Source organism: Streptomyces sp. S186 (assembly GCF_051603415.1).
GTDB lineage: Bacteria > Actinomycetota > Actinomycetes > Streptomycetales > Streptomycetaceae > Streptomyces.
Genome location: NZ_CP193932.1, coordinates 1,957,712 through 1,981,947, shown reverse-complemented (window position 1 = coordinate 1,981,947; position 24,236 = coordinate 1,957,712). Strand labels below are relative to the sequence as shown.

17 protein-coding genes are annotated in these 24,236 nt (G+C 72.9%); 9 read left to right on the top strand and 8 right to left on the bottom strand.

Annotated elements, in window-relative coordinates; all coding sequences use genetic code 11:
- Positions 1 to 78: 78 nt before the first annotated feature.
- Together murC and msrB are read left to right on the top strand one after the other, a co-directional pair.
- Positions 79 to 1,482: a UDP-N-acetylmuramate--L-alanine ligase gene (gene murC / locus ACRAS8_RS08485; RefSeq protein ID WP_438485338.1), complete on the top strand. Its 1,404-nt coding sequence runs from the start codon at positions 79 to 81 to the stop codon at positions 1,480 to 1,482.
- Between the two features lie 17 nt (positions 1,483 to 1,499).
- Positions 1,500 to 1,907, top strand: a complete 408-nt coding sequence (gene msrB, locus ACRAS8_RS08480) for a peptide-methionine (R)-S-oxide reductase MsrB (protein ID WP_438485337.1) — start codon at positions 1,500 to 1,502, stop codon at positions 1,905 to 1,907.
- A gap of 92 nt (positions 1,908 to 1,999) precedes the next feature.
- Here the strand turns inward: msrB and ACRAS8_RS08475 are convergent, their stop codons facing one another.
- The 4 genes from ACRAS8_RS08475 to ACRAS8_RS08460 all read right to left on the bottom strand — a co-directional run bounded on the left by ACRAS8_RS08475 (position 2,000) and on the right by ACRAS8_RS08460 (position 6,251).
- Positions 2,000 to 2,635: a hypothetical protein gene (locus ACRAS8_RS08475; RefSeq protein ID WP_438485336.1), complete on the bottom strand. Its 636-nt coding sequence runs from the start codon at positions 2,633 to 2,635 to the stop codon at positions 2,000 to 2,002.
- A gap of 299 nt (positions 2,636 to 2,934) precedes the next feature.
- Positions 2,935 to 3,600, bottom strand: a complete 666-nt coding sequence (locus ACRAS8_RS08470) for a 4'-phosphopantetheinyl transferase family protein (RefSeq protein ID WP_438485335.1) — start codon at positions 3,598 to 3,600, stop codon at positions 2,935 to 2,937.
- Positions 3,597 to 4,514: a metallophosphoesterase family protein gene (locus ACRAS8_RS08465; protein WP_438485334.1), complete on the bottom strand. Its 918-nt coding sequence runs from the start codon at positions 4,512 to 4,514 to the stop codon at positions 3,597 to 3,599. The genes ACRAS8_RS08470 and ACRAS8_RS08465 overlap by 4 nt, the downstream gene beginning before the upstream one ends.
- Before the next feature lie 141 nt (positions 4,515 to 4,655).
- Positions 4,656 to 6,251: a PucR family transcriptional regulator gene (locus tag ACRAS8_RS08460; RefSeq protein ID WP_438485333.1), complete on the bottom strand. Its 1,596-nt coding sequence runs from the start codon at positions 6,249 to 6,251 to the stop codon at positions 4,656 to 4,658.
- 189 nt (positions 6,252 to 6,440) lie between these two features.
- Between ACRAS8_RS08460 and ACRAS8_RS08455 the strand changes: the two genes are divergently transcribed.
- On the top strand, positions 6,441 to 7,934 hold the full coding sequence (locus ACRAS8_RS08455; RefSeq protein WP_438485332.1) for a purine-cytosine permease family protein: 1,494 nt from the start codon (positions 6,441 to 6,443) through the stop codon (positions 7,932 to 7,934).
- A 231-nt stretch (positions 7,935 to 8,165) separates the two neighbouring features.
- On the top strand, positions 8,166 to 8,699 hold the full coding sequence (locus tag ACRAS8_RS08450; protein ID WP_438485331.1) for a type 1 glutamine amidotransferase domain-containing protein: 534 nt from the start codon (positions 8,166 to 8,168) through the stop codon (positions 8,697 to 8,699).
- Between the two features lie 272 nt (positions 8,700 to 8,971).
- Here ACRAS8_RS08450 and treZ read toward each other — a convergent pair whose 3' ends face one another.
- On the bottom strand, positions 8,972 to 10,825 hold the full coding sequence (treZ, locus tag ACRAS8_RS08445) for a malto-oligosyltrehalose trehalohydrolase (RefSeq protein WP_438485330.1): 1,854 nt from the start codon (positions 10,823 to 10,825) through the stop codon (positions 8,972 to 8,974).
- Between the two features lie 171 nt (positions 10,826 to 10,996).
- Between treZ and ACRAS8_RS08440 the strand changes: the two genes are divergently transcribed.
- Positions 10,997 to 11,572, top strand: coding sequence for an FHA domain-containing protein (locus ACRAS8_RS08440; RefSeq protein WP_438485329.1), 576 nt, complete (start codon positions 10,997 to 10,999; stop codon positions 11,570 to 11,572).
- Between the two features lie 92 nt (positions 11,573 to 11,664).
- Here ACRAS8_RS08440 and treY read toward each other — a convergent pair whose 3' ends face one another.
- Positions 11,665 to 14,289: a malto-oligosyltrehalose synthase gene (gene treY / locus ACRAS8_RS08435; RefSeq protein ID WP_438485328.1), complete on the bottom strand. Its 2,625-nt coding sequence runs from the start codon at positions 14,287 to 14,289 to the stop codon at positions 11,665 to 11,667.
- Positions 14,290 to 14,860: 571 nt separating this feature from the next.
- On the bottom strand, positions 14,861 to 17,065 hold the full coding sequence (gene glgX / locus ACRAS8_RS08430; RefSeq protein WP_438485327.1) for a glycogen debranching protein GlgX: 2,205 nt from the start codon (positions 17,063 to 17,065) through the stop codon (positions 14,861 to 14,863).
- A gap of 632 nt (positions 17,066 to 17,697) precedes the next feature.
- Here glgX and ACRAS8_RS08425 point away from each other — a divergent pair.
- Complete coding sequence (locus tag ACRAS8_RS08425) at positions 17,698 to 18,885, top strand: SAV2148 family HEPN domain-containing protein (RefSeq protein ID WP_438490386.1); 1,188 nt, start codon at positions 17,698 to 17,700, stop codon at positions 18,883 to 18,885.
- A gap of 205 nt (positions 18,886 to 19,090) precedes the next feature.
- On the top strand, positions 19,091 to 19,804 hold the full coding sequence (locus ACRAS8_RS08420; protein WP_438485326.1) for a 3'-5' exonuclease: 714 nt from the start codon (positions 19,091 to 19,093) through the stop codon (positions 19,802 to 19,804).
- Positions 19,805 to 19,835: 31 nt separating this feature from the next.
- Here ACRAS8_RS08420 and ACRAS8_RS08415 read toward each other — a convergent pair whose 3' ends face one another.
- Complete coding sequence (locus tag ACRAS8_RS08415; RefSeq protein WP_438485325.1) at positions 19,836 to 20,723, bottom strand: aminoglycoside phosphotransferase family protein; 888 nt, start codon at positions 20,721 to 20,723, stop codon at positions 19,836 to 19,838.
- 923 nt (positions 20,724 to 21,646) lie between these two features.
- Between ACRAS8_RS08415 and ACRAS8_RS08410 the strand changes: the two genes are divergently transcribed.
- Together ACRAS8_RS08410 and ACRAS8_RS08405 are read left to right on the top strand one after the other, a co-directional pair.
- Complete coding sequence (locus ACRAS8_RS08410) at positions 21,647 to 22,858, top strand: S8 family peptidase (RefSeq protein WP_438485324.1); 1,212 nt, start codon at positions 21,647 to 21,649, stop codon at positions 22,856 to 22,858.
- A 278-nt stretch (positions 22,859 to 23,136) separates the two neighbouring features.
- Entirely contained in the window at positions 23,137 to 24,225 is a 1,089-nt protein-coding gene (locus ACRAS8_RS08405; protein WP_438485323.1) for a glycosyltransferase family 2 protein, read from the top strand.
- The last annotated feature ends 11 nt before the right edge of the window (positions 24,226 to 24,236 follow it).

Here is a 24,236-nt window from a genome sequence, read left to right as displayed (position 1 = left end):
GTCGGCAGCAGGCCCCACGCGCGGCCGGCACCACCCGCACGACCAGCACGCCCGCTCGACGATCAGGGAGACCCACCCATGGCACCCGCCATCCCAGCCTCGATGGAACGGCCGCACTTCATCGGCATCGGCGGCGCCGGCATGTCGGGCATCGCGAAGATCCTCGCGCAGCGCGGCGCCGAGGTGGCGGGCAGCGACGCCAAGGACTCCGCGACGGCCGCGGCCCTGCGCGAGCTGGGCGCCACCGTCCACATCGGCCACGCCGCCGAGCACCTCGCCGCCGGCGCCACCAGCGTCGTGGTCTCCTCCGCCATCCGCCCGGACAACCCCGAGCTGGCCGCCGCCCAGCAGCGCGGCATCCCCGTCATCCACCGCTCCGACGCCCTCGCCGCGCTCATGGACGGCCTGCGCCCCATCGCCGTCGCCGGCACCCACGGCAAGACCACCACCACGTCCATGCTCGCCGTCTCCCTCGGCGCCCTCGGCCTCAAGCCGTCGTACGCCATCGGCGGCGATCTCGACGCCCCCGGCTCCAACGCCGAGCACGGCACCGGCCGGATCTTCGTCGCCGAGGCCGACGAGAGCGACCGCAGCTTCCACAAGTACGCCCCCGAGGTCGCCATCGTCCTCAACGTCGAGCTGGACCACCACGCCAACTACGCCTCGATGGACGAGATCTACGCCTCGTTCGAGACCTTCGCCGACCGCATCCGCCCCGGCGGCACCCTGGTCATCTCCGCCGACCATCCCGGCGCCCGTGAGCTGACCGCCCGCCTCGCCGGCCGCGACGACATCGAGATCGTCACCTACGGCGAGGCCAAGGACGCCGACGTCCGCATCCTCCAGATCACCCCGCACGGCCTGGCCAGCGACGTCACCGTCACCCTCACCAGCGGCAAGATCCTCACCTTCACCGTCTCGGTCCCCGGCCGGCACTACGCGAGCAACGCCGTCGCCGCCCTGGCCGCCGGCGTCGCCCTCGACCTCCCGCCGCACCAACTCGCCGACGCCCTCGGCAAGTACACCGGCGTCAAGCGCCGCCTCCAGCTCAAGGGCGAGGCCGCCGGCGTCCAGGTCATCGACTCCTACGCCCACCACCCCACCGAGATGACCGCCGACCTGGAGGCCATCCGCAGCGCCACCGCCGAGTCCGGCGGCCGCATCCTCGTCGTCTTCCAGCCCCACCTCTACTCCCGCACCCAGGAGCTGGGCACCGAGATGGGCCAGGCGCTCGCCCTCGCCGACGCCTCCGTCGTCCTGGACATCTACCCGGCCCGCGAGGACCCGATCCCCGGCGTCACCAGCGCCCTGATCACCGACGCCGCCCGCGCCGCCGGCGCCGAGGTCACCCCCGAGGCCGACAAGAGCGCGATCCCGGACCTGATCGCCGGAATGGCCCGGCCCGGTGACCTTGTTCTCACCATGGGCGCGGGCGATGTGACCGACCTCGGCCCCGCCATCCTGTCCCGCCTGGGCGCATGAGCTGAGGAGGCCCCTCGATGACCTACGAGATCGACAAGCCCGACGACCAGTGGCGCGCCGAGCTGACCCCGGCCGAGTACCACGTCCTGCGCCAGGGCGGCACCGAGCCCGCCTTCGTCGGCGAGTACACCGACACCAGGACCACCGGCGTCTACTCCTGCCGCGCCTGCGGCGCCGAGCTGTTCCGCTCCGACACCAAGTTCGAGAGCCACTGCGGCTGGCCGTCCTTCTACGACCCCAAGGACTCCGCCGCCGTCGAGCTCCTGGAGGACCGCAGTCACGGCATGGTCCGCACCGAGGTCCGCTGCGCCCGCTGCGGCTCCCACCTCGGCCACGTCTTCGAGGGCGAGGGCTACCCGACACCCACGGACCAGCGGTACTGCATCAACTCGATCTCGTTGCGGCTGACGCCCGGCGCGGGTTGAGCATGCGGATGCCCGCGTCCTGGTGGCAAGGCGCGGGCATCCGGGTTTCAGGGGGTGGAGACATCCACCGCGGGCCCCTTCGGGCCGGCGCGTTACAGGTGGGCGACGTTGTTGCACCCCATCGACGTGCCGATCCGGACGTGCTGGTCGCCCCGCCGGTCATGCCACCGGTGCAGCGGCAGCCAGCCGTTCGCGACCCCGACCTCGCCGAACACGTCGACGTTCTTGTCGTACGTCCCGCACGCCGAGCTCTGCCGGAGGACGAGGACGTGGCCGCCCTCGTGGCGCCCGCGGTTGCTCTGCTGCCGGGGGGCGGTGCTGGGGCTCGCCTGCTGCTGCGGCTGGGGGGCGGCCTGCTGCGGTTGGGCGGGGGCGGGAGCCGCCTGCTGGGGGGCGGTCTGCTGCTGCGGCTGGCCGTTGATGACGGTCGTCTGCTGCCGCATCACGGTGCTGCGGCTCGGCCGGTGCCGGACGATGATGGTGCGGCTCGGCTGCTGCCGCACGATGATGTAGCGGGGCGGCTCCTGCCGCACGATGATGCCGCTGCGGCTCGTCTGGTGGCGGATGGTGTGGGGGCTCGCCTGCTGCCGGTGGGTGGTCTGCCGGACCGGCTCGGGGTGGCCGGAGTGGCCGCCCGCGTCGGTGCCGGCGTAGGAGGTACCGGCGCCGAGGAGTCCGACGCTGCCGAAAACGGCTACGACGACGGCAGCCTTGCGAAGCTTGCGCATGTCTTCTCCGAAAGTTGACCGGATGCGATCGGATGCGATCAGTAATTGATCGACTTCATACGGTTAGTGGAGGTTAATGGAAAAGACGATGCCGCCGCTCAGGGACGCGCCGAGTCCCGTGGTGGTCCCTGACGGCGGCGGCCGGCACCGCCTGCGACGGCGGGCCGGCCGCTGGACCCCGCTCGGCGGGGCACCAGGGGCGCGCGGGGGTATCGGGGGGTGTCAGGGAGTCCAGGGAGTCCCGGTGGCTGCCCGAAAGGGGTACCCGCGCGGGAGAGGCGGTCGAAGCGGGCTGCCGGTCAGACCGTTCCCGGCACCGTCACCGCCGTCATCACCAGCCCCGCCCCGATCAGCCACCGGCCGCTGAACGTGTCGAGGCGGCGGCCGTCCACCACCGGGCCCGGCACCAGCAGGCGGGCGGTGAAGGTGGCGTCGGTCGGGTCGAGGGTGAGGTGGGCGTCCTCGAAGCCCAGCCAGCGGCCGGTGAGCGGATACCACGCCTTGTAGACGCTCTCCTTGGCGCTGAAGATCAGCCGCGTCCAGCAGATCTCCGGCTGGTGCACGGTGAGTTGGGAGATCTGGGCGCGCTCCTCGGGGAGCGTCACCAGGTCGACGACCCCGAGGTCCTCGATGGGGGCGTGGGGTTCGGCGTCCACACCCAGGGAGCGGACGTCCCGGGCCCGGGCCACCGCGGCGCCGCGGTAGCCGGTGCAGTGGGTCATCGCGCCGACGATGCCGTCCGGCCAGCGCGGGGCGCGGCCGGGGCCGGGCAGCACGGGCGCCGGGTCGATGCCGAACGCCCCCAGGGCCCGGCGGGCGCAGTTGCGCACCGTCCCGAACTCCCGCTGCCGGTTGGGCACCGCGTTGGCGACCAGCTCGAACTCCTCGGGATACATCTCCGAGACGGGGTCGTCGGCGAACGACTCGGCGGTGGATATCGGTGCGGGCAGCAGCTTCTCGATCACGCGGGCACTCCGGTGGTCGCAAGGGGCAGGATCTGGACCGGGCGGCCGGGGGAACCGGAGCGGCGCCGCCATTCGCGAGGGTAGCCGAGCGACACCTCCTGATGGGGCACTCCGTCGCACAGCAGCAACCGCGGGATGTGGAGATGGCCGTAGACCACCGTGGCGGCGCGGAACCGGCGGGGCCAGTCGGCGGTGGCCTCCGTCCCGCACCACAGGGCGAACTCCGGGTACCACAGCGGCCTGGTGGGCTCGCGGACCAGCGGCCAGTGGTTGATCAGGACGGTCGGCAGGTCCTCCGGGAGCGCCGCCAGCCGGGCCTCGGTCTCCGCCACCCGGGCGCGACACCACGCCTCGCGGGACGGATAGGGGTCGGGGTGCAGGAAGTACTCGTCGGTGCAGACGACTCCGGCCTGCTCGGCGATCTTCAGGGCCTCCTCCTTGGAGGCCGCGCCGGGCATCCGGAAGGAGTAGTCGTAGAGCAGGAAGAGCGGCGCGATGACGACCGGGCCGCCGGCGCCCTCCCAGACCGGATAGGGGTCCTCGGGCGTCACCACCCCCAACTCCCGGCAGATCTCCAGCAGATGCTCGTAGCGGGCCACCCCGCGCAGCTGGACCGGGTCGTTGGCGGGGGTCCACAGCTCGTGGTTGCCGGGCACCCACACCACCTTGGCGAACCGGCTGCTCAGCAGGGTCAGCGCCCAGCGGATGTCGTCGGTCTGCTCCCCGACGTCGCCGGCGACCAGCAGCCAGTCGTCGTCGGACTCCGGCCGTAACTGCTCGACGATGTCGCGGTTCTCGTCGTACCGGACGTGCAGGTCGCTGACGGCCACCAGCCGGCCCGCGCGCGAGGCGGGGGCCGGCCCGGCGGTGGCGTACTCGGCGCCGGGGGCGAAGGTGCGGATCTCGTAGGTCACCTCAGCAGTAAAGACGCTGACCGGGGGAAAGGTGAAGCGCCGTCCGTGATCCGGAGGGTGATCCGGAGGGTGTGCCGAGAGTCCGCCGGGCTCAGGGCGGTGGGGCGGCGGGCCGCCGGCGCGCACCCGGGCGCCCGGTCGTCAACGGCCGCCGGGGAAGCGGTCACCGCGTCGGATACGGGTCGCCAGCCACAGGTCGAAGCGGTCGTCGGGGTCGTCGAGGCGGCGCCCGGTGAGGCCCATCGCCTTGTCCAGGCGGTTGCGCACGGTGTGCCGGTGGACGCCGAGCCGGCGGCTGGTGGCGTCCCAGGCGCCGCCGGTCTCCAACCAGGCGGCGAGGGTGGCGATCAGTTCCGCACCGCCGTCGGCGAGGTCCAGCGGGCCGAGCACGGTGTCGGCGTAGCCGTGCAGCGTCCGGCGGTCGCCCAGCTCCAGCAGAAGTCGGGCGGCCTCGCTCTGCCGGGCCTCCGCGGGCGCCCCGCCGGTCCGGCTGACCGCCAGCAGCCCCGTCGCCTGCCGCAGCGACACCCTTACGGCCTCCGGCGCGGTGGCCGGTCCGATGCCCGCCGGGCAGCCCGGCGCGAACCGGGCGAGCACCGCGTGGATGTCCAGCTCCTCGCCGACCACTGCCTCGATCACCGGTGCCGGCCCGGAATCCGGCCCGCCGGTCGGGGTCACCCGCACCAGCCCGCCGGGCATCGCCAACGCCAGATCGGCCGCCATCTCCTGGGCCGCGCCCTCCGGCAGCCCGGACGGCGCGGCGGCGCCGCCCGCGCCCTGTGGTCCCGTGGCCGGCGCGGCCTCCACGACGACCGCCCGCACCCGCTCCGCGGACAGCCCCACCGAGGCCAGCATGTCCCGGGCCCGGTCCGCCGTCAGGTCCTCGTCCGCCAGCAGCTCCGACAGCAGCGCCGACCGCCGGCGGCGCTCCGGCTCGTCGCGCAGATGGCGTCGCTCCAGCTCCAGGGAGAGCAGCGAGATCAGTCCCGGGATCACCGAGCGGGCGGCGTCGTCCGGGCGGCCGGCGAGCAGCAGCAGACCGCGCAGCCGGCGGGCGCCGAGCGGCTGCACCTCCAGCTGACGGCCGCCGGCGGTACTGGTCGCACTGCCCCGCAGCCCCCGTGCGGTGACCCGTTCGACCAGGTCACGGGCGTGCTCCGGCGGTGTCCGCGGCTCCTGCTCGGCGGTCGCCAGCTGCCTCCCCAGCGGATCGAGGACCGTGGCGCCGACCCCGGTGGCCGCCGTCCACTCCACCAGCATCGGCTGCAGCCCGTCGCTGGTCGCCGCGGCCGCGGTCAGCCGGCGCTGGGTGGCGAAAGCCCGCTGCAGCACCTCGCGTTGCTCGGCGGCCCGGGCGTCGAAGACCGCCTTGGTGACCGCGATGAACGGCACCTCGTCCGGCACCGTCAGCAGCGGCAGCCCCGCCTCCTTCGCCGCCGTGACCAGCGGCTCCGGTGCCTCCTGATACGGCAGCCCCTGCCCCAGCCCGAGCGCCAGGCAGGCCGCACCGCCCCCGGCCACGTCCCGGACGTAGGCCCGGCAGGCCGCCGGCTCCATCGGCAGCAGCAGCCCGATCGTCATCAGCAGCTCGCCGCCCTGCAGCCACTTCCCCGGGACCAGCAGATCGGAGACGGTCGCCGCGTCGACGGTGCGGGAGAGCAGCTCAGGCGGCACGTCGTAGGCGAGCGCCAGATGCAGCCCGGGCCGGGCCAGCAGGTCCGAGATACGCAACGGCATGGACATAGTGTCCACCACATATCCGTGGGGTGGACGGTCGGGCGATCGAGTGCCTTGCGGGCGGGCGCCTAGGTTCACGTAGGTTCACACCACGCCATCCAGGTTCACACCACCGCGGAAACCGCCGCCCCACGGCGGCCGCCCGCGGACCGCCCCGTACACCCCCGTCGCCACGCCCGAGGAGTGACCATGGACCCCGCGGTACCCATGGAAGGAACGAGCGCGGGGCGCGGCTCCCGCATGATCGAAGTCCGCTCCATCGACTACGTCCCGGTCCGCGAACGGCACGGGAAGGTGTGGCACCAGGGCCCCTTCTGGTTCACCGGCAACTTCGTGCCGACCACGATGGTCACCGGCTTCCTCGGCCCGGCCCTCGGCCTGAGCCTGCCCGCCTCCGTGGCCGCCGTCGTCCTCGGCGCCTGCTTCGGCACCTTCTTCATGGCGTTCCACGCCAACCAGGGCCCCCGGATGGGCCTGCCGCAGATGATCCAGTCGCGGGCCCAGTTCGGCATCCGCGGCGCCATCGTCCCGTTCGCCGCCGTGGTCTTCGTCTACGTCGGCTTCAACGTCTTCAACGTCGTCCTGGCCGCCCAGGGCCTGCGGACCGTCTTCTCCGGCGGTACCACCCTCTGGTACGCGCTGATCATCGGCGTCGCCCTCCTGCTCGCCGTCGTCGGCCACGACCTGCTGCACCTCGTCCAGCGCTGGCTCACCTATGTGCTGATCGCGGTCTTCGGCGTGCTGACCGTCGGCGTGCTGACCCGGCTCGACCCGCACTCCGCGGCCGCCGCCGGGCACGCCGCGCACTCGCACGGCTCCTGGACGTCCTTCCTGGTCGTCTTCTCCGCCGCGGCCGGCTACCAGATCAGCTACGCCGTCTACGTCTCGGACTACTCCCGCTACCTGCCCCGCGACGTCTCCGCGCGCAGGGTCATCTGGTGGACCTACGCGGGCGCGGCCGGTTCTGCCGCCTGGCTGATGTCGCTGGGCGCCCTGCTCGCCTCGGCGCTGCCGCACCCGGACGCGATCAGTAGCATCCGCCAGGTCGGCAACGCGATCGTCCCCGGCTTCGGCACCTTCGCGGTGGTCGTCTCCTCCGTCGCCCTGGTCGGCATCATGGCCGTCAACGCCTACGGCGCGATGCTCACCACCACCAGCGCGATCGACGCCTTCCGCGCGGTCAGGCCGACCGTCCGGATCCGGATCGCCGGCATCGTGGCCGTCGGCCTGATCGTCTTCACTGTGGCGATGCTGCTGCCGGAGAACTACCTGGAGAGCTTCAACACCTTCGTGCTGATGATGCTTTACTTCCTGATCCCGTGGACGGCGGTCAACCTCGTCGACTTCTACTGGGTCCGGCGCGGCCACTACGCGGTCACCGCCCTCTTCGACCCGTCCGGCATCTACGGCCGCTGGTCCTGGCGCGGCATCGCCGCCTACGCCGCGGGCTTCGCCGCGATGATCCCGTTCTTCGCCACGTCCTTCTACACCGGCCCGGTCGCCGAGGCGCTGGGCGGCGCGGACCTGTCCTTCGTGCCCGGTCTGCTGGTCGGCGGCGGCCTCTACTACCTGCTCACCCGCAACCTCGACCTGGCGGCGGAGGCGGCGGCGGTCACCGCGAGCGAGCGCGAGCTGGAGGGAGCCGAAGCGGACGGGCCGGCGGCCGCGGCCTCGCGCGCCTGAGCCGCGGGGGCGAGCGGCGCGGCGCGGGCTGCCCGGGGGCGCTGCGCACCAGCGGATGAGCCGCCCCCTTCCTCCCGTTATGGTCGGTCGGTAGGGACATGTCCCGCTGACCGGCTGGTGTCTTCCGGTGTCTACCGGTGTCTTCCGGTGTTTCCGGCGCCTTCCGGCCCGTTCGGCCCTCCGGCCGGTGGGCTGACGGGAACCGCCCAGCTGAAGGGAAGTGAGCGCACCATGCAGGTGGCGTTTCTGGTGGCCCCCGAGGGCACCGAGCAGGTCGAGCTGACCAGGCCCTGGCAGGCGGTCATCACCGCGGGCGGCACCCCCACGCTGGTCTCCACCAGGTCGGGCCGGATCCAGACGTTCCACCACCTCGACCGGGCTGACAGCTTCCCCGTCGACCTGACCGTGGACGCCGCGTCGGCCGCCGACTTCGACGCCCTGGTCCTCCCCGGCGGCGTGGCCAACCCCGACGCCCTCCGTATGGACAAGGGCGCCGTCTCCTTCACCGCGTCCTTCTTCGAGGCCGGCAAACCGGTCGCCGCCATCTGCCACGCTCCCTGGACCCTGATCGAGGCCGGCGTGGTCCGCGGCCGCACCCTCACCTCCTGGCCCAGTCTGCGCACCGACATCCGCAACGCCGGCGGCACGTGGGTCGACAAGCAGGTCGTCGTCTGCACCCAGGCCGACAACACCCTCGTCACCAGCCGCAGACCCGGCGATCTGGATGCCTTCTGCAAAACCCTGCTCGCGGAGTTCGCCCGCTGACGGGGCGTCGTGACGGCTGGCCGCCCGCCATGTCCAGCTCGACATACCCCACCCCGGGCGTACACCGGCGTCAGGTCCAGAGCACCCCCGCGCGTAGCGCTGTGCCGCCCCTGATGGGCCTTCTCTTAGGGCCCTCTCTGGAGGGCCTTCTCTGATGGGGGCCTCCTCTGACGGGCCTCTCTGCGGAATACCCCATCCCCGTCCGGGCGTTGGGAACCCGCAGGGGGCCCAGGCGTCCCCTAGGGAACATCCCCCACATCCCCAGCCCCGCCTCACCCACCTCCCCACCCCGCCCCGATCACCACCGCCACCGATTCCCCGGGCAGGTGCAACACCCCGTCGTCGTCCGGGAGTAGAGGGTGCGGCCAGCCCGCCGGGGCGTGGAAGACGGAGAGGGTGGGTGGGGTGGACGGGGCGAGGGGGATGGTGGCCGTGGAGTCGGGGGCGAGGTTGACGGCCAGGTGGAGGGGGCCGCGGCGGAGCAGGAGCCAGCGGGCCGTCCCGTCGTAGGCGACCTGTGTGCGGGACGGGTCGGGGTCGGTCAGGGCGGGGTGGGTGCGGCGGAGGGCGAGGAGGGCGCGGTACCACGACAGCAGGGCGGCGTGCGGCTCGGCGGACCGCTCGGACCAGTCCAGGACGGAGCGGTCGCGGGTGGCCGGGTTCTGCGGGTCGGGCCAGTCGGCGCCGAGGCCGTCCCCGTGCGTCGCGCCGTCCGAAGGGGCTGCGCCGTCCTTGTGCGGCGCGCCGCTCTCCTGTGCGGCGAACTCTCGACGCCGGCCGGCCCGTACGGCCTCCGCCAGCTCCGGGTCCGGATGGTCGGTGAAGTACTGCCACGGCGTCCGCGCGCCCCACTCCTCGCCCATGAAGAGCATCGGGGTGAACGGGGAACAGAGCACCAGCGCCGCGGCGCAGGCGAGCAGGCCGGGGGAGAGCGTAGCGGTGAGCCGGTCGCCGTACGCGCGGTTGCCGATCTGGTCGTGGGTCTGGGCGTAGGCGAGCAGCCGGTGCGGCGGGGTGGTCCGCAGGTCGAGCGGTGCGCCGTGCCGGCGGCCGCGGAAGCTGGAGTGGTCGCCGTCGTGGAAGAAGCCGCCGGTCAGGGTCTTGGCGAGGGCGGCGAGCGGGGCGCGCGCGAAGTCGGCGTAGTAGCCGTGGGATTCACCGGTCAGCGCGGTGTGCAGGGCATGGTGGAAGTCGTCGTTCCACTGGGCGTGCAGGCCGAGGCCGCCGCTCGACCGCGGCGCCGTGGTACGGGGGTCGTTGCGGTCGGACTCGGCGATCAGGAACAGCGGGCGGCGCAGCTGGGCGGCGAGCGCGTCCACCGCGGCGGAGAGTTCGGCCAGGAAGTGCTGGGCGCGGCCGTCGTGCAGGGCGTGCACGGCGTCCAGCCGGAGCCCGTCGACGCGGTAGTCGCGCAGCCAGCCGAGCGCGCTCCCGATGAGATAGCGGCGGACCTCGTCGGAACCGGGGGCGTCGAGGTTGACCGCGGCCCCCCAGGGCGTCCGGTGGGCGTCGGTGAAGTACGGGCCGAATTCCGGGAGGTGGTTGCCGGACGGGCCGAGGTGGTTGTGGACGACGTCGAGGACGACACCGAGCCCGTGGCCGTGCGCGGCGTCCACGAACCGCTTGAGACCGTCGGGCCCGCCGTACGGTTCGTGCACCGCCCAGGGCGCGATCCCGTCGTAGCCCCAGCCGTGCCGCCCGGGGAAAGGGCAGACCGGCATCAGGGAGACATGGGTGATGCCGAGGTCGGCGAGGTGGCCGAGGCGGGCCGCGGCCGCATCGAAGGTGCCCTCGGGGGTGTACGTCCCGATGTGCAGTTCGTAGAGGACGGCGCCGGGCAGCGGCCGGCCGGGCCAGGGGTGCCGCCAGGCGAACCGCGCGTGCTCGACGACCGCGCCGGGCCCGCCCGGGCCGTCCGGCAGCCGGGCGGCGCGTGGGTCCGGCCGCGGCGGGCCGCCGTCGAGCCGGAAGGCGTAGCGGTCGCCGTCGCCGGCCGGGGTCTCCGCGTGCCACCAGCCGGGGCGGACGGGATCGCGCTCCAGGGGGACCGGCGGCTCGTCCGACCGTTCGCCGGCCCACTGGAGCGCGACCCCGTCGGCGTCCGGCGCCCATACCTCGAACAGCACGCCTGTCCTCCTTCGTCACTCCGGCCCCGGCCGGCCCCGTACACCCGAAGGCCCCCGCGGACCCGCTTCCCGACGACGAAAGCACGCCGCCGCCCCGGACGGAAGGACGCGGTGCGGCGGGGCACCGACATCGCCTGGACACCGGCTCACCGCAGGTCGGAGAATCACCCCATGACTTCGCTCCAGTTCCCCGCGCGGCCCTCGGACGCCGACCGGGAACGCGCCCTTGAGCTGCTGCGCGACGGCGCGGCGGACGGTCGGCTGTCCCAGGACACCTTCCTGCGCCGGCTGGAACTCGTCCTGGCCGCCCAGCAGCACTCCGAACTCGCGGCCGCCACCGCGGATCTGGAGAGCCGCGGCAAGGTGCAGGCACTGGTGCTGCGGATGGTCGGCCGGGTGTCGGCGTTCCACATCCGGGTGCGCAGGGCGTGGCGCACGGAGCGACTGCCGAAGCTGCTGCTGCCGGAGCCCGGTCCGTTCCCGCTGCTGATCGGGCGGGCCCCGGGCGTCGGCCTGCGGCTCAACCACGAGACGGTCTCCCGCAACCATGCCGAGCTGCGCAGCGAGGGCACCGGCTGGATGCTGCGCGACCTCGGCTCCACCAACGGCACCTGCGTCAACGGCCGCCGCCTGGTGGGCGAGATACCGGTGGGGCCCGGCGACCACATCAGATTCGGACAGGTGGACTACGTTCTGACGGAGCGCCAAGAGGGGCGTCGGGAGCGCCAGGACCGCCCCGAGCGCTGAGGAACGGCGCCCTGCCCGGCGGCATGGCGCGCGCCTCCGCGGTCCCGTCGCGGCGCACTGTCACTGCTGGTGCAGCCCCCGCACCGCCGGCGTCACTCGCTGGCTGTCCTCGTCCGCTGTTCCCGTTCCCGCTCGTCCTCCCGCCGTTCGGCCCGTGCCGACCGTCGCCGTTCCTCCCGTACGAGCAGGGCCACCGGCCACTCCGTCAGCAGGGTGTCCACCCCCACTGCGGCGCCGCCCGCCAGTGTGCGGCCGGTGAGCAGCTCCCGCCAGGCGCCGCCCGCGGGCAGCCGTAGCACGGTGTCCCACCAGCCGCCGGTCTCCCGCAGGCGCAGCGACAGCCGGGTCACCGCCGTCACCACCTGCCCGCCGCGGACGAAGGCCACACAGTGCTCGGCCGCCGGGCCCTCCGCGGCCAGCGGCTCGTACGTCGAGGCGGCGCCGAACCACTCCGGGTGCGCCCGCCGCAGCCGCAGCGCGGCCGTCGTCAGCCGCAGCTTCTCGGCGGACGGGCCGGCCGGCGCGGCACCGCCGTCCAGTTCCGCGAGCAGCTCCGGCACGAACCGCGGGGGCCGCCGGTTGTCCGGATCGACCAGCGCCGCGTACTCCCGCTCGGTGCCCTGATAGAGGTCGGGGACGCCCGGCATGGTGAGGTGCAGCAGCGCGGCGCCCAGGACGTTCGCCCGGATGTGCGGGGCGAGTTCGGCCTCCAGGGCGGCCAGCCGGCCGGCCGCCGGGCCGCACGGCCCACTGCGGACGAACTCCGCCACCGCCTCCTCGTACACCGCGTCGGGCTCCGTCCAGGTCGTGCGCAGCCCGGCCTCCCGCACCGCCTTGAGGACCGCGGGCGTCAGACGCTCCGCCGCCCGGCCCCCGGCGGCGGACGCGCCGAGCCCGAACGCGGTCTGCCAGGCCGTCCAGGCCACCATCGGATCCACCGGAACCACATCGTCCGCGACCTCCCTCCCGTCGGCCACCGCACCCAGCACATCCCGCCACCGGTCCGGGCACTCCGACAACACCGCGATCCGTGCCCGCACATCGGCACTGCGCTTGGTGTCGTGCGTGGAGAGCGCCGTGCCGCTCTCCGGCCAGTCCCGCTGCAGCCGCGCGCAGTACTCGTGGAACGTCCCGGGCCCCAGCGCGGGTTCCCCGGGATCGCCGCCGACCTCGCACGCCGACAGCAGCACCGGATAGCGGTAGAAGGCGGTGTCCTCCACGGACTTGGCGTGCAGCGCGGACGCGGTCTGCGCGAAACGCGCCGCGAAGTCCGCGACTTCGCGGTTGACGGCGTTCCGGTCCGCGTCATCCAGGGCCGTGTCGTTCCGGTCCGCGGCCGCGGAGCCCGCCGCACCGTCCCCGTCGCCCGGGCCGCCCCCGCCGTCCTCCCCACCGTCGGCGAACCGCCCCAGCGCCAGGTCGTGGACGAGATCCACCGCCGCGGCCTCCTCCGGCACCCGGAAGGTGGCCCGGGCCCGTGCCGCCGCGTCGCCCAGCATCGCCGCGTCCGCCGCGGACCGCGCGACGTCCGTGGTGTCAGCGGTGTAGGGCCGGTAGACGGGCAGTCGCACCAGTAGTTCCCGCACCGCCTGCCGCAGCGCCCAGGGTGCGTGGTCGCCCGGCCGGGGCACCCGCTCGGCGATCCGGGCCGCGGTCCGCACCAGCCGCTCCACCTCTGCCGCCAGCTCGTGCTCGACGACCTCGTAGGCGGACCGGCGCACCGTCTCCTCCCAGTCGCCGCCCTCGTCGGCCAACGGGGTGACGAAGTCCCGGTAGTGCGAGAAGAGCCGCCCCGAGCCCTGCGGGCAGACGAACAGCCCGTCGATGTGGCGCAGCGCGTCATAGCCCGTGGTGCCGGCGCACGCCCAGGTGCCCGGCAGCCGCTCCGCGCCGGTCAGGATCTTCTCGACCACCGTCCAGCAGCCCTTGGTCCCGGCCCGCAGCCACGCCAGATAGCCGCCCGGATCCGCCAGCCCGTCCGGATGGTCGACCCGCAGCCCGTCGACGACGCCCTCCCGGACCAGCCGCAGCACCGTCGCGTGCGTCGCGGCGAACACCTCCGGGTCCTCGGCGCGGACCCCGATCAGCTGCGAAATGGTGAAGAAACGCCGGTAGTTGAGCTCGGTACGCGCCAGCCGCCACCAGGCGAGGCGGTACCACTGCGCCTCCAGGAGACGCGGCAAGGGCAGCCGCTCCGTACCGGGGCGCAGCGGGAAGACCTGCTCCCCGTAGTGCAGCAGCGGCCCTTCGACCCGGAAGCGGGGAAGTTCGTCCCCGATCCGCCCCTCCAGGACGGGCAGCAGCAGCCGCCCCCCGTGGCCGCCGTCCCAGTCGATGTCGAACCAGCGCGCGTACCGCGATGCCGGGCCGTCGCGCAGCACCTCCCACAGCGGCCCGTTCAGTGACACCGGCGAGGGCACCGCCATGTGGTTGGGCACGATGTCGACGACCAGTCCGAGGCCGTGCGCCCGGGCCGTCGCCGCCAGTGCCCGCAGCCCCTCCTCGCCGCCCAGTTCGGCGCGCACCGTCGCGTGGCCGGTCACGTCGTATCCGTGGGTGGAGCCCGGCACCGCCTCCAGTACGGGGGAGAGGTGCAGGTGGGACACTCCGAGTGCGGCGAGATAGGGGACCGCTCGTTCGGCGGCGGCGAACGGGAAGTCCGGCTGGAGCTGCAGCCGGTAGGTGGCGGTCGGCGACGTACTCGAAGGCTGCATCATGGGAACACCCGTACCCCGCCGGCGGCCCGTTCTGTCATCGGGTCGCGTCATCCCGGGCCGTCCCGCCGGTCGTGTTGTCGTCCGAGCCGGAAGGCCGCTCCCGGGTAGCGCTTCGTGCGTACCGACGGTACGGATCGCGCCGGGCCGGCGGATGGCTTCTTGTGATGACCGCCGCTGTCACCTGTCGCCGGGTGCTCGCCCTGAGCGGGCCGCTGCTGCCCGTCGTGTCCTTTCCCGCCCGCCCCCCTGATCACCCTCTTCGGACTCACCGAACGGCTGGTGCCGGCCACCCGGCCGGCCGAGTCGATGGCGTTCCTCACCAGTGCGGTGGTCGGCGGCCAGGCCGTGGCGCCGGCCGGCTCGCCGACGCCGACGGCCCGTCCGCCGCCTTCGCGGTCGCCGTCGGCGCCGCGGCGCTCGTCCTCGCCGTCGCCCTCACCACCCGCGCCGGCGCCCGGCCCACCGCGCCCGTACGCGCCTCCCGGCCCCGCAGGGGGGCCGCTGCGGACCGCGCACCGGCTCCCTGCGCACCCCGGGCCTCGCGGCCGCCGCGAGGCCCGCAGCGGACCGCTCAGGCCGGCCGCTGGAGCACCAGCAGGCTCCGCCCGATCAGTGTCAGCCGGTCGCCGCCCTTGACCTTGGCGCCCCGGCCCTCCGCCGCCGCCTCCGGCCGGTCGGTGTCCACCACCACCTGCCACTGCCGGCCCAGGTGCTCCGGCACCGTGAACTCCTTCTCCTGGTCATGGGCGTTGAACATCAGCAGGAACGAGTCGTCGGTGACCGGCTCGCCGCGCGGCCCCGGTTCCGAGATCGAGCTGCCGTTGAGGAAGACGGTCAGCGACTTGGCGTGGACGGACTGCCAGTCGCGGGTGCCCATCTCCGTGCCGGCCGCGGTGAACCAAGCGATGTCGGACAGCTCGTCCCGGGTGCCCTCCATCGGGTGCCCCTGGAAGAACCGCCGCCGCCGGAAGACCGGGTGGTCCCGGCGCAGCCACACCATCTGCCGGACGAATGCCAGCAGTGCCCGCTCCTCCTCCCGCTCGGCGGCCACCGGCGTCTCCGGCCCTGCCCCGTCGAACTCCTCGGCCCCGTCGGCGTCCTCCGCCCCGCCGGCGCCCGCCGCCCCCGGCTCCGGCCACCGCACCCAGGTCAGTTCGTTGTCCTGGCAGTAGGCGTTGTTGTTGCCGCGCTGGCTGCGCCCGAACTCGTCGCCGTGGCTGAGCATCGGCACGCCCTGCGACAGCATCAGCGTGGCGAGGAAGTTCCGCATCTGCCTCAGCCGCAGCCGGCGCACCGAGGGGTCGTCGGTCGGCCCCTCGGCCCCGCAGTTCCACGACCGGTTGCAGCGCTCGCCGTCCCGGTTGTCCTCGCCGTTGGCCTCGTTGTGCTTGTCGTTGTACGAGACCAGGTCGCGCAGGGTGAAACCGTCGTGGCAGGTGACGAAGTTGACCGAGGCCAGCGGCCGCCGCCCGTCCTCCTGGTAGAGGTCGGACGAACCGGCCAGCCGGGACCCGAAGTCCGCCAGTGTGCGCGGCTCACCGCGCCACAGGTCCCGCACGGTGTCCCGGTACTTGCCGTTCCACTCCGTCCACAGCGGCGGGAAGTTCCCCACCTGGTAGCCGCCCTCCCCGACGTCCCACGGCTCGGCGATCAGCTTCACCTGGCTGACCACGGGGTCCTGGTGCACCAGGTCGAAGAACGACGACAGCCGGTCCACCTCGTGGAACTGCCGCGCGAGCGTCGCCGCCAGGTCGAACCGGAACCCGTCCACCCGCATCTCCTGCACCCAGTAGCGCAGCGAGTCCATCACCAGTTGGAGCACGTGCGGGCTGCGCATCAGCAGGGAGTTCCCGGTGCCCGTGGTGTCCGTGTAGTAGCGGCGGTCGTCCGACAGCCGGTAGTACGAGGCGTTGTCCAGCCCCCGGAAGGACAGCGTCGGCCCCAGGTGGCTGCCCTCGGCCGTGTGGTTGTAGACGACGTCGAGGATGACCTCGATGCCCGCCCGGTGCAGCGCCCGGACCGCGGTCTTGAACTCCAGCACCTGCTGCCCGCGGTCGCCCCAGGAGGCGTAGGCGTTGTGCGGGGCGAAGAAGCCGATGGTGTTGTAGCCCCAGTAGTTGCTCAGCCCGGCGTCCACCAGCCGGTGGTCCTGGACGAACTGGTGCACCGGCATCAGCTCAAGGGCGGTGACCCCCAGCTCCGTCAGGTGGTCGATGACCGCCGGGTGCGCCAGCGCCGCGTAGGTGCCGCGCAGTTCCTCCGGCAATTCGGGGTGGCGCATCGTCAGGCCCTTCACGTGGGCCTCGTAGAGCACCGTCTCGTGGTAGGCGGTCCGCGGCGGACGGTCGTCTCCCCAGTCGAAGTACGGGTTGACCACCACCGACGCCATGGTGTGCGGCGCGGAGTCGAGGTCGTTGCGCACCTCGGGGCGGCCGAAGTGGTAGCCGTAGACCGCCTCGTCCCAGTCGATCACGCCGCTCATCGCCCGCGCGTACGGGTCGAGGAGGAGTTTGGCGGAATTGCAGCGGTGCCCGCGCTCCGGCTCGTAGGGGCCGTGCGCCCGGAAGCCGTAGCGCTGCCCCGGCATCACCCCCGGCAGGTACGCGTGCCGTACGAAGGCGTCGGACTCGCGCAGCTCGACGGCGGTCTCCGAGCCGTCGTCGTGCAGCAGACACAGCTCGATGCGTGTGGCGGCTTCGGAGAACACCGCGAAGTTGGTGCCCGCACCGTCGTAGGTGGCACCCAACGGATACATCTGTCCCGGCCAGACCTGCATGCGTAGACTCTTCCACTTTCTCTACGGGGCGGCGGCGGCTCCACGACACACGTCCGCGGACCGAATCGGAAATCCTTCACCAACGTGTCCCAAAGTGCCGGATAACGGGATCTTTTTGCGTGAATTCCGCTGGACGGTGGTTCATCTTCGGCGATGTCGGATTGTCGGATCCCGGTGCGCCGATCGGGGGGGGCGGGCCGCCGGCACGGACGGCCGACGCGGGCGGGGGAGCGGTGCGGTCGCCTCGAAGGCGACGCTCTCCCGCGGACTACCGGAGAGACGCGCGGTTCGCCAGTGGTGCCCCGGCCAATCACGGCGTCCGCGCCCTGCCGGGCCCGTGGCGCGGTGTCAACGGGCCGCCGCCGGAACACTCCATCGCGTGGGCCGGAATGCGCCCCCGTCCCGTGCCGTGGCTATGAATCCGCTCACTCCGGCCGTGCTTTCCGGTCACAACCGGCAGTATGTGCAAGGGGAGTTGGCATCCGACTCGATGCATCCTGCTGCACCGCCCCCCGCGCCGCAGTAGTCTGCCTTGATCGTTGGCACGGGGGTTCGGAAGGCGGTGGCAGGTGAGCGGCGGGCTGGAGTTGCCGCCTGGTGACGAGAGTCATGAGGGGCACGAGGGCGGCTCCATGGACGCACCGCCCGGCACGGTGTCCCTCGCCCGACCGCTGGAGATCGGCGCGGAACTGGACTGGGGGGCCGACGCCTGGAGCGAGGTGCGCACCCGGGCCCGCCGGGCCGGACGCGCCTATATCTGGCTGAATCTCGTCGAGCAGCGTCTGCGGGCCGTCGTCGCGGCCGTGCTGCGTCCCGTCTACGAGCCGGTGCACGGCGACGAGTGGGTCATCGCGGCGGCCGGGCCCGCCGGCCAGGAGTGGGTCCAGCGCGCGGTCGCGGTCCGCGAGGTCAGCCGCCGCAAGGGCTATCTCCTCGATCCCGCCGACGACAACATCGTCAGCTTCCTGACGCTCCCGCAGCTGCGCGAGCTGATGGTCCAGCACTGGCCCTGCTTCGAGCCCTACGTGGACGACCGCCGGGAGGTCGAGCTGGTCCTGGACGAGCTGGAGGTCGCCCGCAACATCGTCTCCCGCAACCGCGCGCTGTCCGAGACCGTGCTGGCCCAGGCCGAGCGGGCCAGTGCCCGGCTGCTGGACATCCTCGGTTCCGGCGCCGGGACCCGTATTTCCGGGCGGCTGCCCATCGACGCCGTGGAGGACCTCGTCGGCGACCGCTACGCCGACGTCGTGGGTGTGCACCCCGACCGGGTGCGGCTCCAGCGCCAGCTGCCCGCCGAGGACCTCTTCGGGGGCGCCCGCCGCCTCGACGCGGTGGGTATAGGTCTCAACCTGCTGGTCCAGAACTACTCCGGCCGCCGGCTGGTCCGGCTCGCCGAGTCCGGCTGCCGGGTCCGGCTGCTCTTCCTCAACCCGGCCAGCAGCGCGGTCCGCCGCCGGGAGCGCGAAATCGGCCTGAAGAAGGGCGAGATGAGCCGCTCCATCGAGATGAACATCCTCCACATGCGGCGGGTCCGGGCCCGGCTCCGGGACCCGGGCGCCTTCGAGATCCAGGTCTTCGACGAGACCCCGCGCTTCACCGCCTACCTCGTCGACGGCGACGGGCCCGACGGCCTGGCCGTCGTCCAGCCCTACCTCCGCAAGAGCCGCGGGATGGAGTCCCCGGTGTTCGTGCTGCGCGGCGGCAGCCGCGAGGTGGTCCGCCAGGACGCCCGCGACGGGCGGGAGGCCGACCACGGGCTCTTCGAGATCTACCGCGAGGAGTTCGAGAGCGTCTGGGCGGACTCCCGGCCGGTCTCCTGAACCGGTCGTCGGTTGGCGGCCGGAGCGGGCGGCCCGGTCCGTTGTCAGTGGCGCGTGGGAGAGTGTTCGGACACGGGGGAGGTACCACCGAAGGAGGCCGCATGAGTCAGCGCAGCGTGGGGGGCTTCCCGGCGAAGCGCCGGGGGAGCGTCGGGGAAGGGCGCGTACGACGCGCGTGCGGGGCCGGGCGGAGCGGGGGCGCGGCATGAGCTGGCATCAGAAGCTGCTGGCCGGCTTCGACCTGGAGACCACCGGCACGGACATCGAGCACGACCGCGTGGTCACGGCCGCGCTGATCCGGCTGGAGGCGGACGGCCGGGTGGCCGGCACACAGTCCTGGTTGCTCGATCCGGGCGTGCCGATTCCCGAGGAAGCCGCCCGCATTCACGGCATTTCGACCGCTCATGTCCAGGAGCACGGCCGTGCGCCGGCGAGCGCCATAGCGGAGATCACCGAGGCACTGGCCGAAGTCCTCCGCGCGGACATACCCCTGGTGGTGATGAACGCCCGCTACGACCTCTCGCTGCTCGACCGCGAGTGCCGCCGCCACGGCGTGCCGACCCTGACCGACCGGCTCGGCCGCCCGCCGTCCCCGGTCATCGACCCGCTCGTCCTCGACAAGCACGTGGACCGCTACCGCAAGGGCAGGCGCGCGCTCCAAGCGCTCTGCGGGCACTACGGCGTACGGCTCGACGGCGCGCACGAGGCGGGCGCCGACGCGGTCGCCGCGGCCGGGGTGGCCCGCCGCATCGGCGAGAAGTACCCGGCTGTCGCCCTGCCGTCACCGCGCGCCCTGCACACACTCCAGGAGCGGGCCGCCGCCGAGCAGGCCGCGTCGTTCCAGGCGTATCTGCGCCGCTCCGGCGACCCGGAGGCGAGGGTCGAGCCGGCCTGGCCGCTGATCCCGCATCAGCGCTGACGGCGCGCGCCCGTGGGCCGCCGGGCCGCCCTCAGAACGGGTACCACCGGACCGCCGTGTCCTTTTCGCGCAGCGAGGCGATCCGGCGCCGGAACTCCTTGAGGGCGGCCGGGTTCCCGGGCGCGTGCTGGGAGACCCAGGCGCAGCTCGCGGTCTCCCGGGACCCGCGCAGGACGGCGCAGCCCTCCCAGTCCCGGACGTCCCACCCGTACACCGACACAAAGGCGTCATAGGCGTCCGCGCCCAGCCCGTAGCGGTCCCGGCTCAGCGCCATCACCACCAGGTCGTGCTCACGCAGGTCCGAGGAGAAGGTCTCCAGGTCGACGAGGACGGGCCCGTCGGGCCCGATGTGGACGTTGCGGGGCAGCGCATCGCCGTGGATCGGGCCGCGCTGCAGATGCGGCTCCAGCGCCGTCGCGGCCAGTGCGAAGGCGTCCCGCCGCCCGCGCAGATACTCCGCGTCGGCCGGTGACACCGCATCGCCGGCCAGCCGCAGCCACCGCTCCACACCGTCCAGCAACTCCCGCCGGGGGAGGGCGAACGGCGGCTCGGGGAGCGCGTGGACGCGCCGCAGCAGCTCGGCCAGGTCCCGCGGCCCGGCGGGCCGCACAGCCTCGGACAGCTGCCGCCAGTAGGTGACGGGATGCCCGTCGACGAGCCGGGCGGCCGGTTCCGCGGCCCGCACCGCCGGGACGTCCTCGGCCGCCAGCCACTGGGCCACGGCCAGTTCCCGCTCGGCGCGCGCGAGCAGTTCGGGGCTTCGGCCGACCCGTACGACCACGCCGCGCTCGTCCAGCGCGAAGACGGCGTTCTCGCCGAGCGCGAGCAGCCGCGCGTCCGCCGCCGCCTCCGGGTGCCCGGCCGCGGCCAGCACCTCCCGGGCGCGCGCCTCGGTGAAGGCGGTACGGGGTTCGGTCATCGGGCTGCCTCCTGAGGTGCGTTCTCGCGCCCAGTCTCCCAGGTGCCGGCTGGCGGCTCGGCGCCCGTCCGCCCGCAGTCTCAAGTCCCTGCGGTGCGGCAGGCGTTACCGGATGAGGTGGGCGCCTGCCGGCGCTCCGGCCCGGCGGCTTTTCGGACTCTGGCGCTTTTACGGTTGCACGAGTCGTATCGTCTCGCACGCTTTCCCGGGCATGCCCCAGCGCCACTCCCAGAGAACCCGAAGGCCGGCGAAGTCGAACTCCTCGACCACCTCGACCGTTCCTCGGCGACGCGATCCAGGCACTGCCGCAACTCGCCGCCGCCTACGAGGACGACACCCCGGACCTCGTCCTCCATGACAGCGCCGCGTTCCCGGCCCCGCTCCTGGCCCGCCGGTGGAAGCGTCGGGTGTCGCCCGGCAGTTGTCGAAGGGAGGGGTGACCGCGCGGGCGCTGGGGGACGCGGTGTGCGCGCTGACCGGTGATCCGGAGGTGGCCGCGAGGCTGCGGCGGATTTGTGGGGAGATGGCGGAGGGGCGTGGCGGAGAAGGGTGGCAGCCGACGGGCCGCGGATCCGATCGAGGCCCGGCTTCCGCCCAAGTAACCGCCGGTATACGGCTCTTGCGAGGCGCGAGCCTGTCATAGAGGGACGGTTGAACGAGCAAACGAATTGTCAGCCGTCGCTCTACATTGCGTAAATGTAAACGGAGTTGAGTCCTCGTTCGTCAACTCAACCGTTCGCTTTGGGGGGTTCCGCGGTCTTTTGTATTTATGGAGGGTTGTTGTGAATCTCACACGGCTCGACGGCCCTTGAATTGCACTCGTCAATCCGACAGGGTTTCGAACCAGCCCGGTCCGGATCTTCGGGTCCTTCGGGCTATGCGCAGCGCTTCCCCCCACACCACGAACGAGGAGAACCCTCGCCATGGCTCACAAGCGTTCCAGCAAGAAGCGGCTCGTGACGGCGATATCCGCCGCCGTTGCCGCCACTGGTATCGCCGCCGTCACTGCGGTCACCGCGGGCGCGTCGCCCGCCGCCGAGGGCAAGATCTACGGTGCCGAGGCCAAGGGCGCCGTCAAGGGCAGCTACATCGTGCTGCTGAAGAAGTCCGCTTCGGTGCGTGCCGCCGAGAGCGGCGACCTCGCCGCGAAGTACGGCGGCAAGGTCAAGCGGACCTTCACCTCCGCCATCGACGGTTTCTCGACCACGGGCATGTCCGCCGAGGATGCCAAGCACCTCGCCGCCGACCCGGCCGTCGACAAGGTCGTCCAGAACCACACCTTCCACGTCGACGGCACCCAGGAGAACCCGCCGTCGTGGGGCCTGGACCGGATCGACCAGACCGACACCAAGGGCGACGGCAAGTACAACTACCCGGACAGCGCGGGCGACGGCGTCACCGCCTACGTCATCGACACCGGGATCCACATCAGCCACAAGGACTTCGGCGGCCGCGCCTCCTACGGCTTCAACGCGATCGACAACAGCAACAAGGCCGAGGACGACAACGGCCACGGCACCCACGTCTCCGGCACCATCGGCGGCACCGCCCACGGCGTCGCCAAGAAGGTCAAGCTGGTCGCCGTCAAGGTGCTCGACGGGCAGGGCTCCGGCAGCACCGAGCAGGTCGTCGCCGGTATCGACTGGGTCACCAAGAACCACAAGGGCCCCTCGGTCGCCAACATGTCGCTCGGTGGCGGCGCGGACGAGGCGCTCGACGCGGCCGTGAAGAAGGCCATCGACTCCGGTGTCACCTTCGGCGTCGCGGCCGGCAACGAGTCCACCGACGCGGGCCAGGGCTCCCCGGCGCGGGTCAAGGAGGCCATCACGGTCGCCTCCAGCACCAAGGACGACCAGCAGTCCGACTTCTCCAACTACGGCAGCGTCGTGGACCTCTACGCTCCGGGCTCCGACATCACCTCGGACTGGAACGGCAGCGACGACGCCACCAAGACCATCTCCGGTACGTCGATGGCGACCCCGCACGTCGTGGGTGCCGCCGCGCTCTACCTGGCCGACCACAAGGACGCCAAGCCGGCCGACGTGGAGAAGGCGCTGACGGACGGGGCCACCCCGGACAAGATCAGCAACCCGGGCCAGGGCACGCCCAACAAGCTGCTGAAGATCGGGAAGTAGCGGCTCGGGCCGCTCGGCTCCGCACGCCGGCCGTCGCGCTCGCCCCCACGGGGCGCGGCGGCCGGCGTCGCCGTGCTCCGGGCCGCCCAACGCGCTTTCCCCCGCGGCGGGATATCCACAGGAGGCTTCCTCCGGAACCGTGGACGGCCGGGCGTGACTACCGTCGAAGACATGCACGGAGTCACGCCGATTCTCGGCATCAGCACCATCGTCTACGGAGTCATCGGACTGGTCTGCGTCGTCGCCGGCGCGGTCCGCACGACAGGGGGGAGCCCGCCATGCACACCGTCACCGTCATCGTCCCGGCCCACAACGAAGAGGAGGGCCTGCCGGCCACGCTGGCGTCCCTCGCCCGGCAAACCGTCCCGCCCGACCGGATCCTGGTCGTCGACGACGCCTCCACCGACCGCACCGGCGAAGTAGCCGCCGCACACGGCGTCACGGTGCTCCGCCCGCCGCGCAACCTCGGCAGCAAGGCCCGGGCACAGAACTACGCCCTGCCGCGGTGCACCACCGACCTCGTCCTGGCCGTCGACGCCGACACCGTCCTCGCCCCGGACTACCTCGAACGGGTCCTCCCGGCCTTCGACGACCCCGCGGTCGCCGTCGCCGCGGGCACGGTGCGCACCCGCCACACCCGCACCGTCTGGGAGCGGGGCCGCTCCACCGAGTACCTCTTCGGGTTTCACTTCCACCGCCCCATCCAGGCCCTTGCCGACAGCCCCATGGTCTGCTCCGGTTGCTGCTCGGTCTTCCGCCGCGCGGAGTTGGTGGCCTGCGGCGGGTTTCCCGAGCGCACCATCGTCGAGGACATGGACTACACCTGGTCCCGGCAGATCGCCGGCCGCCGCGCGGTCTACGTCTCCGACGCGGTCGCCCTCGCCGCCGACCCGGAGAATCTCACCTACTTCCGCAAACAGGTCAAGCGCTGGATGGCCGGCTTCTGCCAGAACGTCCGGCTCCACCTCGGCCCGCTCCTCGTCCGCAAGCCCCTGCTGGCGGTCTGGGTGCTGCTCGCGCTGTTCGAGATCCTCACCGCGCCGCTGTGGTGGGTCACCCCGTTCCTGCTCACCGCGACGACGGGGGCGTCACCGCCGGCCGCCCTCGTGTGGTGGGCCGGAGCCGACCTCCTGCTGACGCTGCCACCCCTGGTGTACGCCGCCCGGCGCCGCAGACTGCCCCTGTGGGGCGTGCTGGTGAACATCCCGTGCGCCTACGCCACCAAGGCGGTCAACGTCGTCTACGCCTGGAAGGCCCTGGTCGTGGAGCTGCTGCTGGTGCCCCTGCACCTGGCGCGGGGGCTCACGGTCTACGAGAAGGGGCGCGCCGACACACCCCCGGGGAAGGCGGTCGCCATGGTGACATGAGCCGGGTCCGG

Excerpts from the sequence above, each read along its gene's own strand:
- murC (WP_438485338.1), top strand. The coding sequence starts at position 79 with ATGGCACCCGCCATCCCAGCCTCGATGGAACGGCCGCACTTCATCGGC.
- msrB (WP_438485337.1), top strand. The coding sequence starts at position 1,500 with ATGACCTACGAGATCGACAAGCCCGACGACCAGTGGCGCGCCGAGCTG.
- ACRAS8_RS08475 (WP_438485336.1), bottom strand. The coding sequence starts at position 2,635 with ATGCGCAAGCTTCGCAAGGCTGCCGTCGTCGTAGCCGTTTTCGGCAGC.
- ACRAS8_RS08460 (WP_438485333.1), bottom strand. The coding sequence starts at position 6,251 with ATGCCGTTGCGTATCTCGGACCTGCTGGCCCGGCCCGGGCTGCATCTG.
- ACRAS8_RS08455 (WP_438485332.1), top strand. The coding sequence starts at position 6,441 with ATGGACCCCGCGGTACCCATGGAAGGAACGAGCGCGGGGCGCGGCTCC.
- ACRAS8_RS08450 (WP_438485331.1), top strand. The coding sequence starts at position 8,166 with ATGCAGGTGGCGTTTCTGGTGGCCCCCGAGGGCACCGAGCAGGTCGAG.
- ACRAS8_RS08440 (WP_438485329.1), top strand. The coding sequence starts at position 10,997 with ATGACTTCGCTCCAGTTCCCCGCGCGGCCCTCGGACGCCGACCGGGAA.
- treY (WP_438485328.1), bottom strand. The coding sequence starts at position 14,289 with ATGATGCAGCCTTCGAGTACGTCGCCGACCGCCACCTACCGGCTGCAG.
- glgX (WP_438485327.1), bottom strand. The coding sequence starts at position 17,065 with ATGCAGGTCTGGCCGGGACAGATGTATCCGTTGGGTGCCACCTACGAC.
- ACRAS8_RS08425 (WP_438490386.1), top strand. The coding sequence starts at position 17,698 with ATGGACGCACCGCCCGGCACGGTGTCCCTCGCCCGACCGCTGGAGATC.
- ACRAS8_RS08420 (WP_438485326.1), top strand. The coding sequence starts at position 19,091 with ATGAGCTGGCATCAGAAGCTGCTGGCCGGCTTCGACCTGGAGACCACC.
- ACRAS8_RS08415 (WP_438485325.1), bottom strand. The coding sequence starts at position 20,723 with ATGACCGAACCCCGTACCGCCTTCACCGAGGCGCGCGCCCGGGAGGTG.
- ACRAS8_RS08410 (WP_438485324.1), top strand. The coding sequence starts at position 21,647 with ATGGCTCACAAGCGTTCCAGCAAGAAGCGGCTCGTGACGGCGATATCC.
- ACRAS8_RS08405 (WP_438485323.1), top strand. The coding sequence starts at position 23,137 with ATGCACACCGTCACCGTCATCGTCCCGGCCCACAACGAAGAGGAGGGC.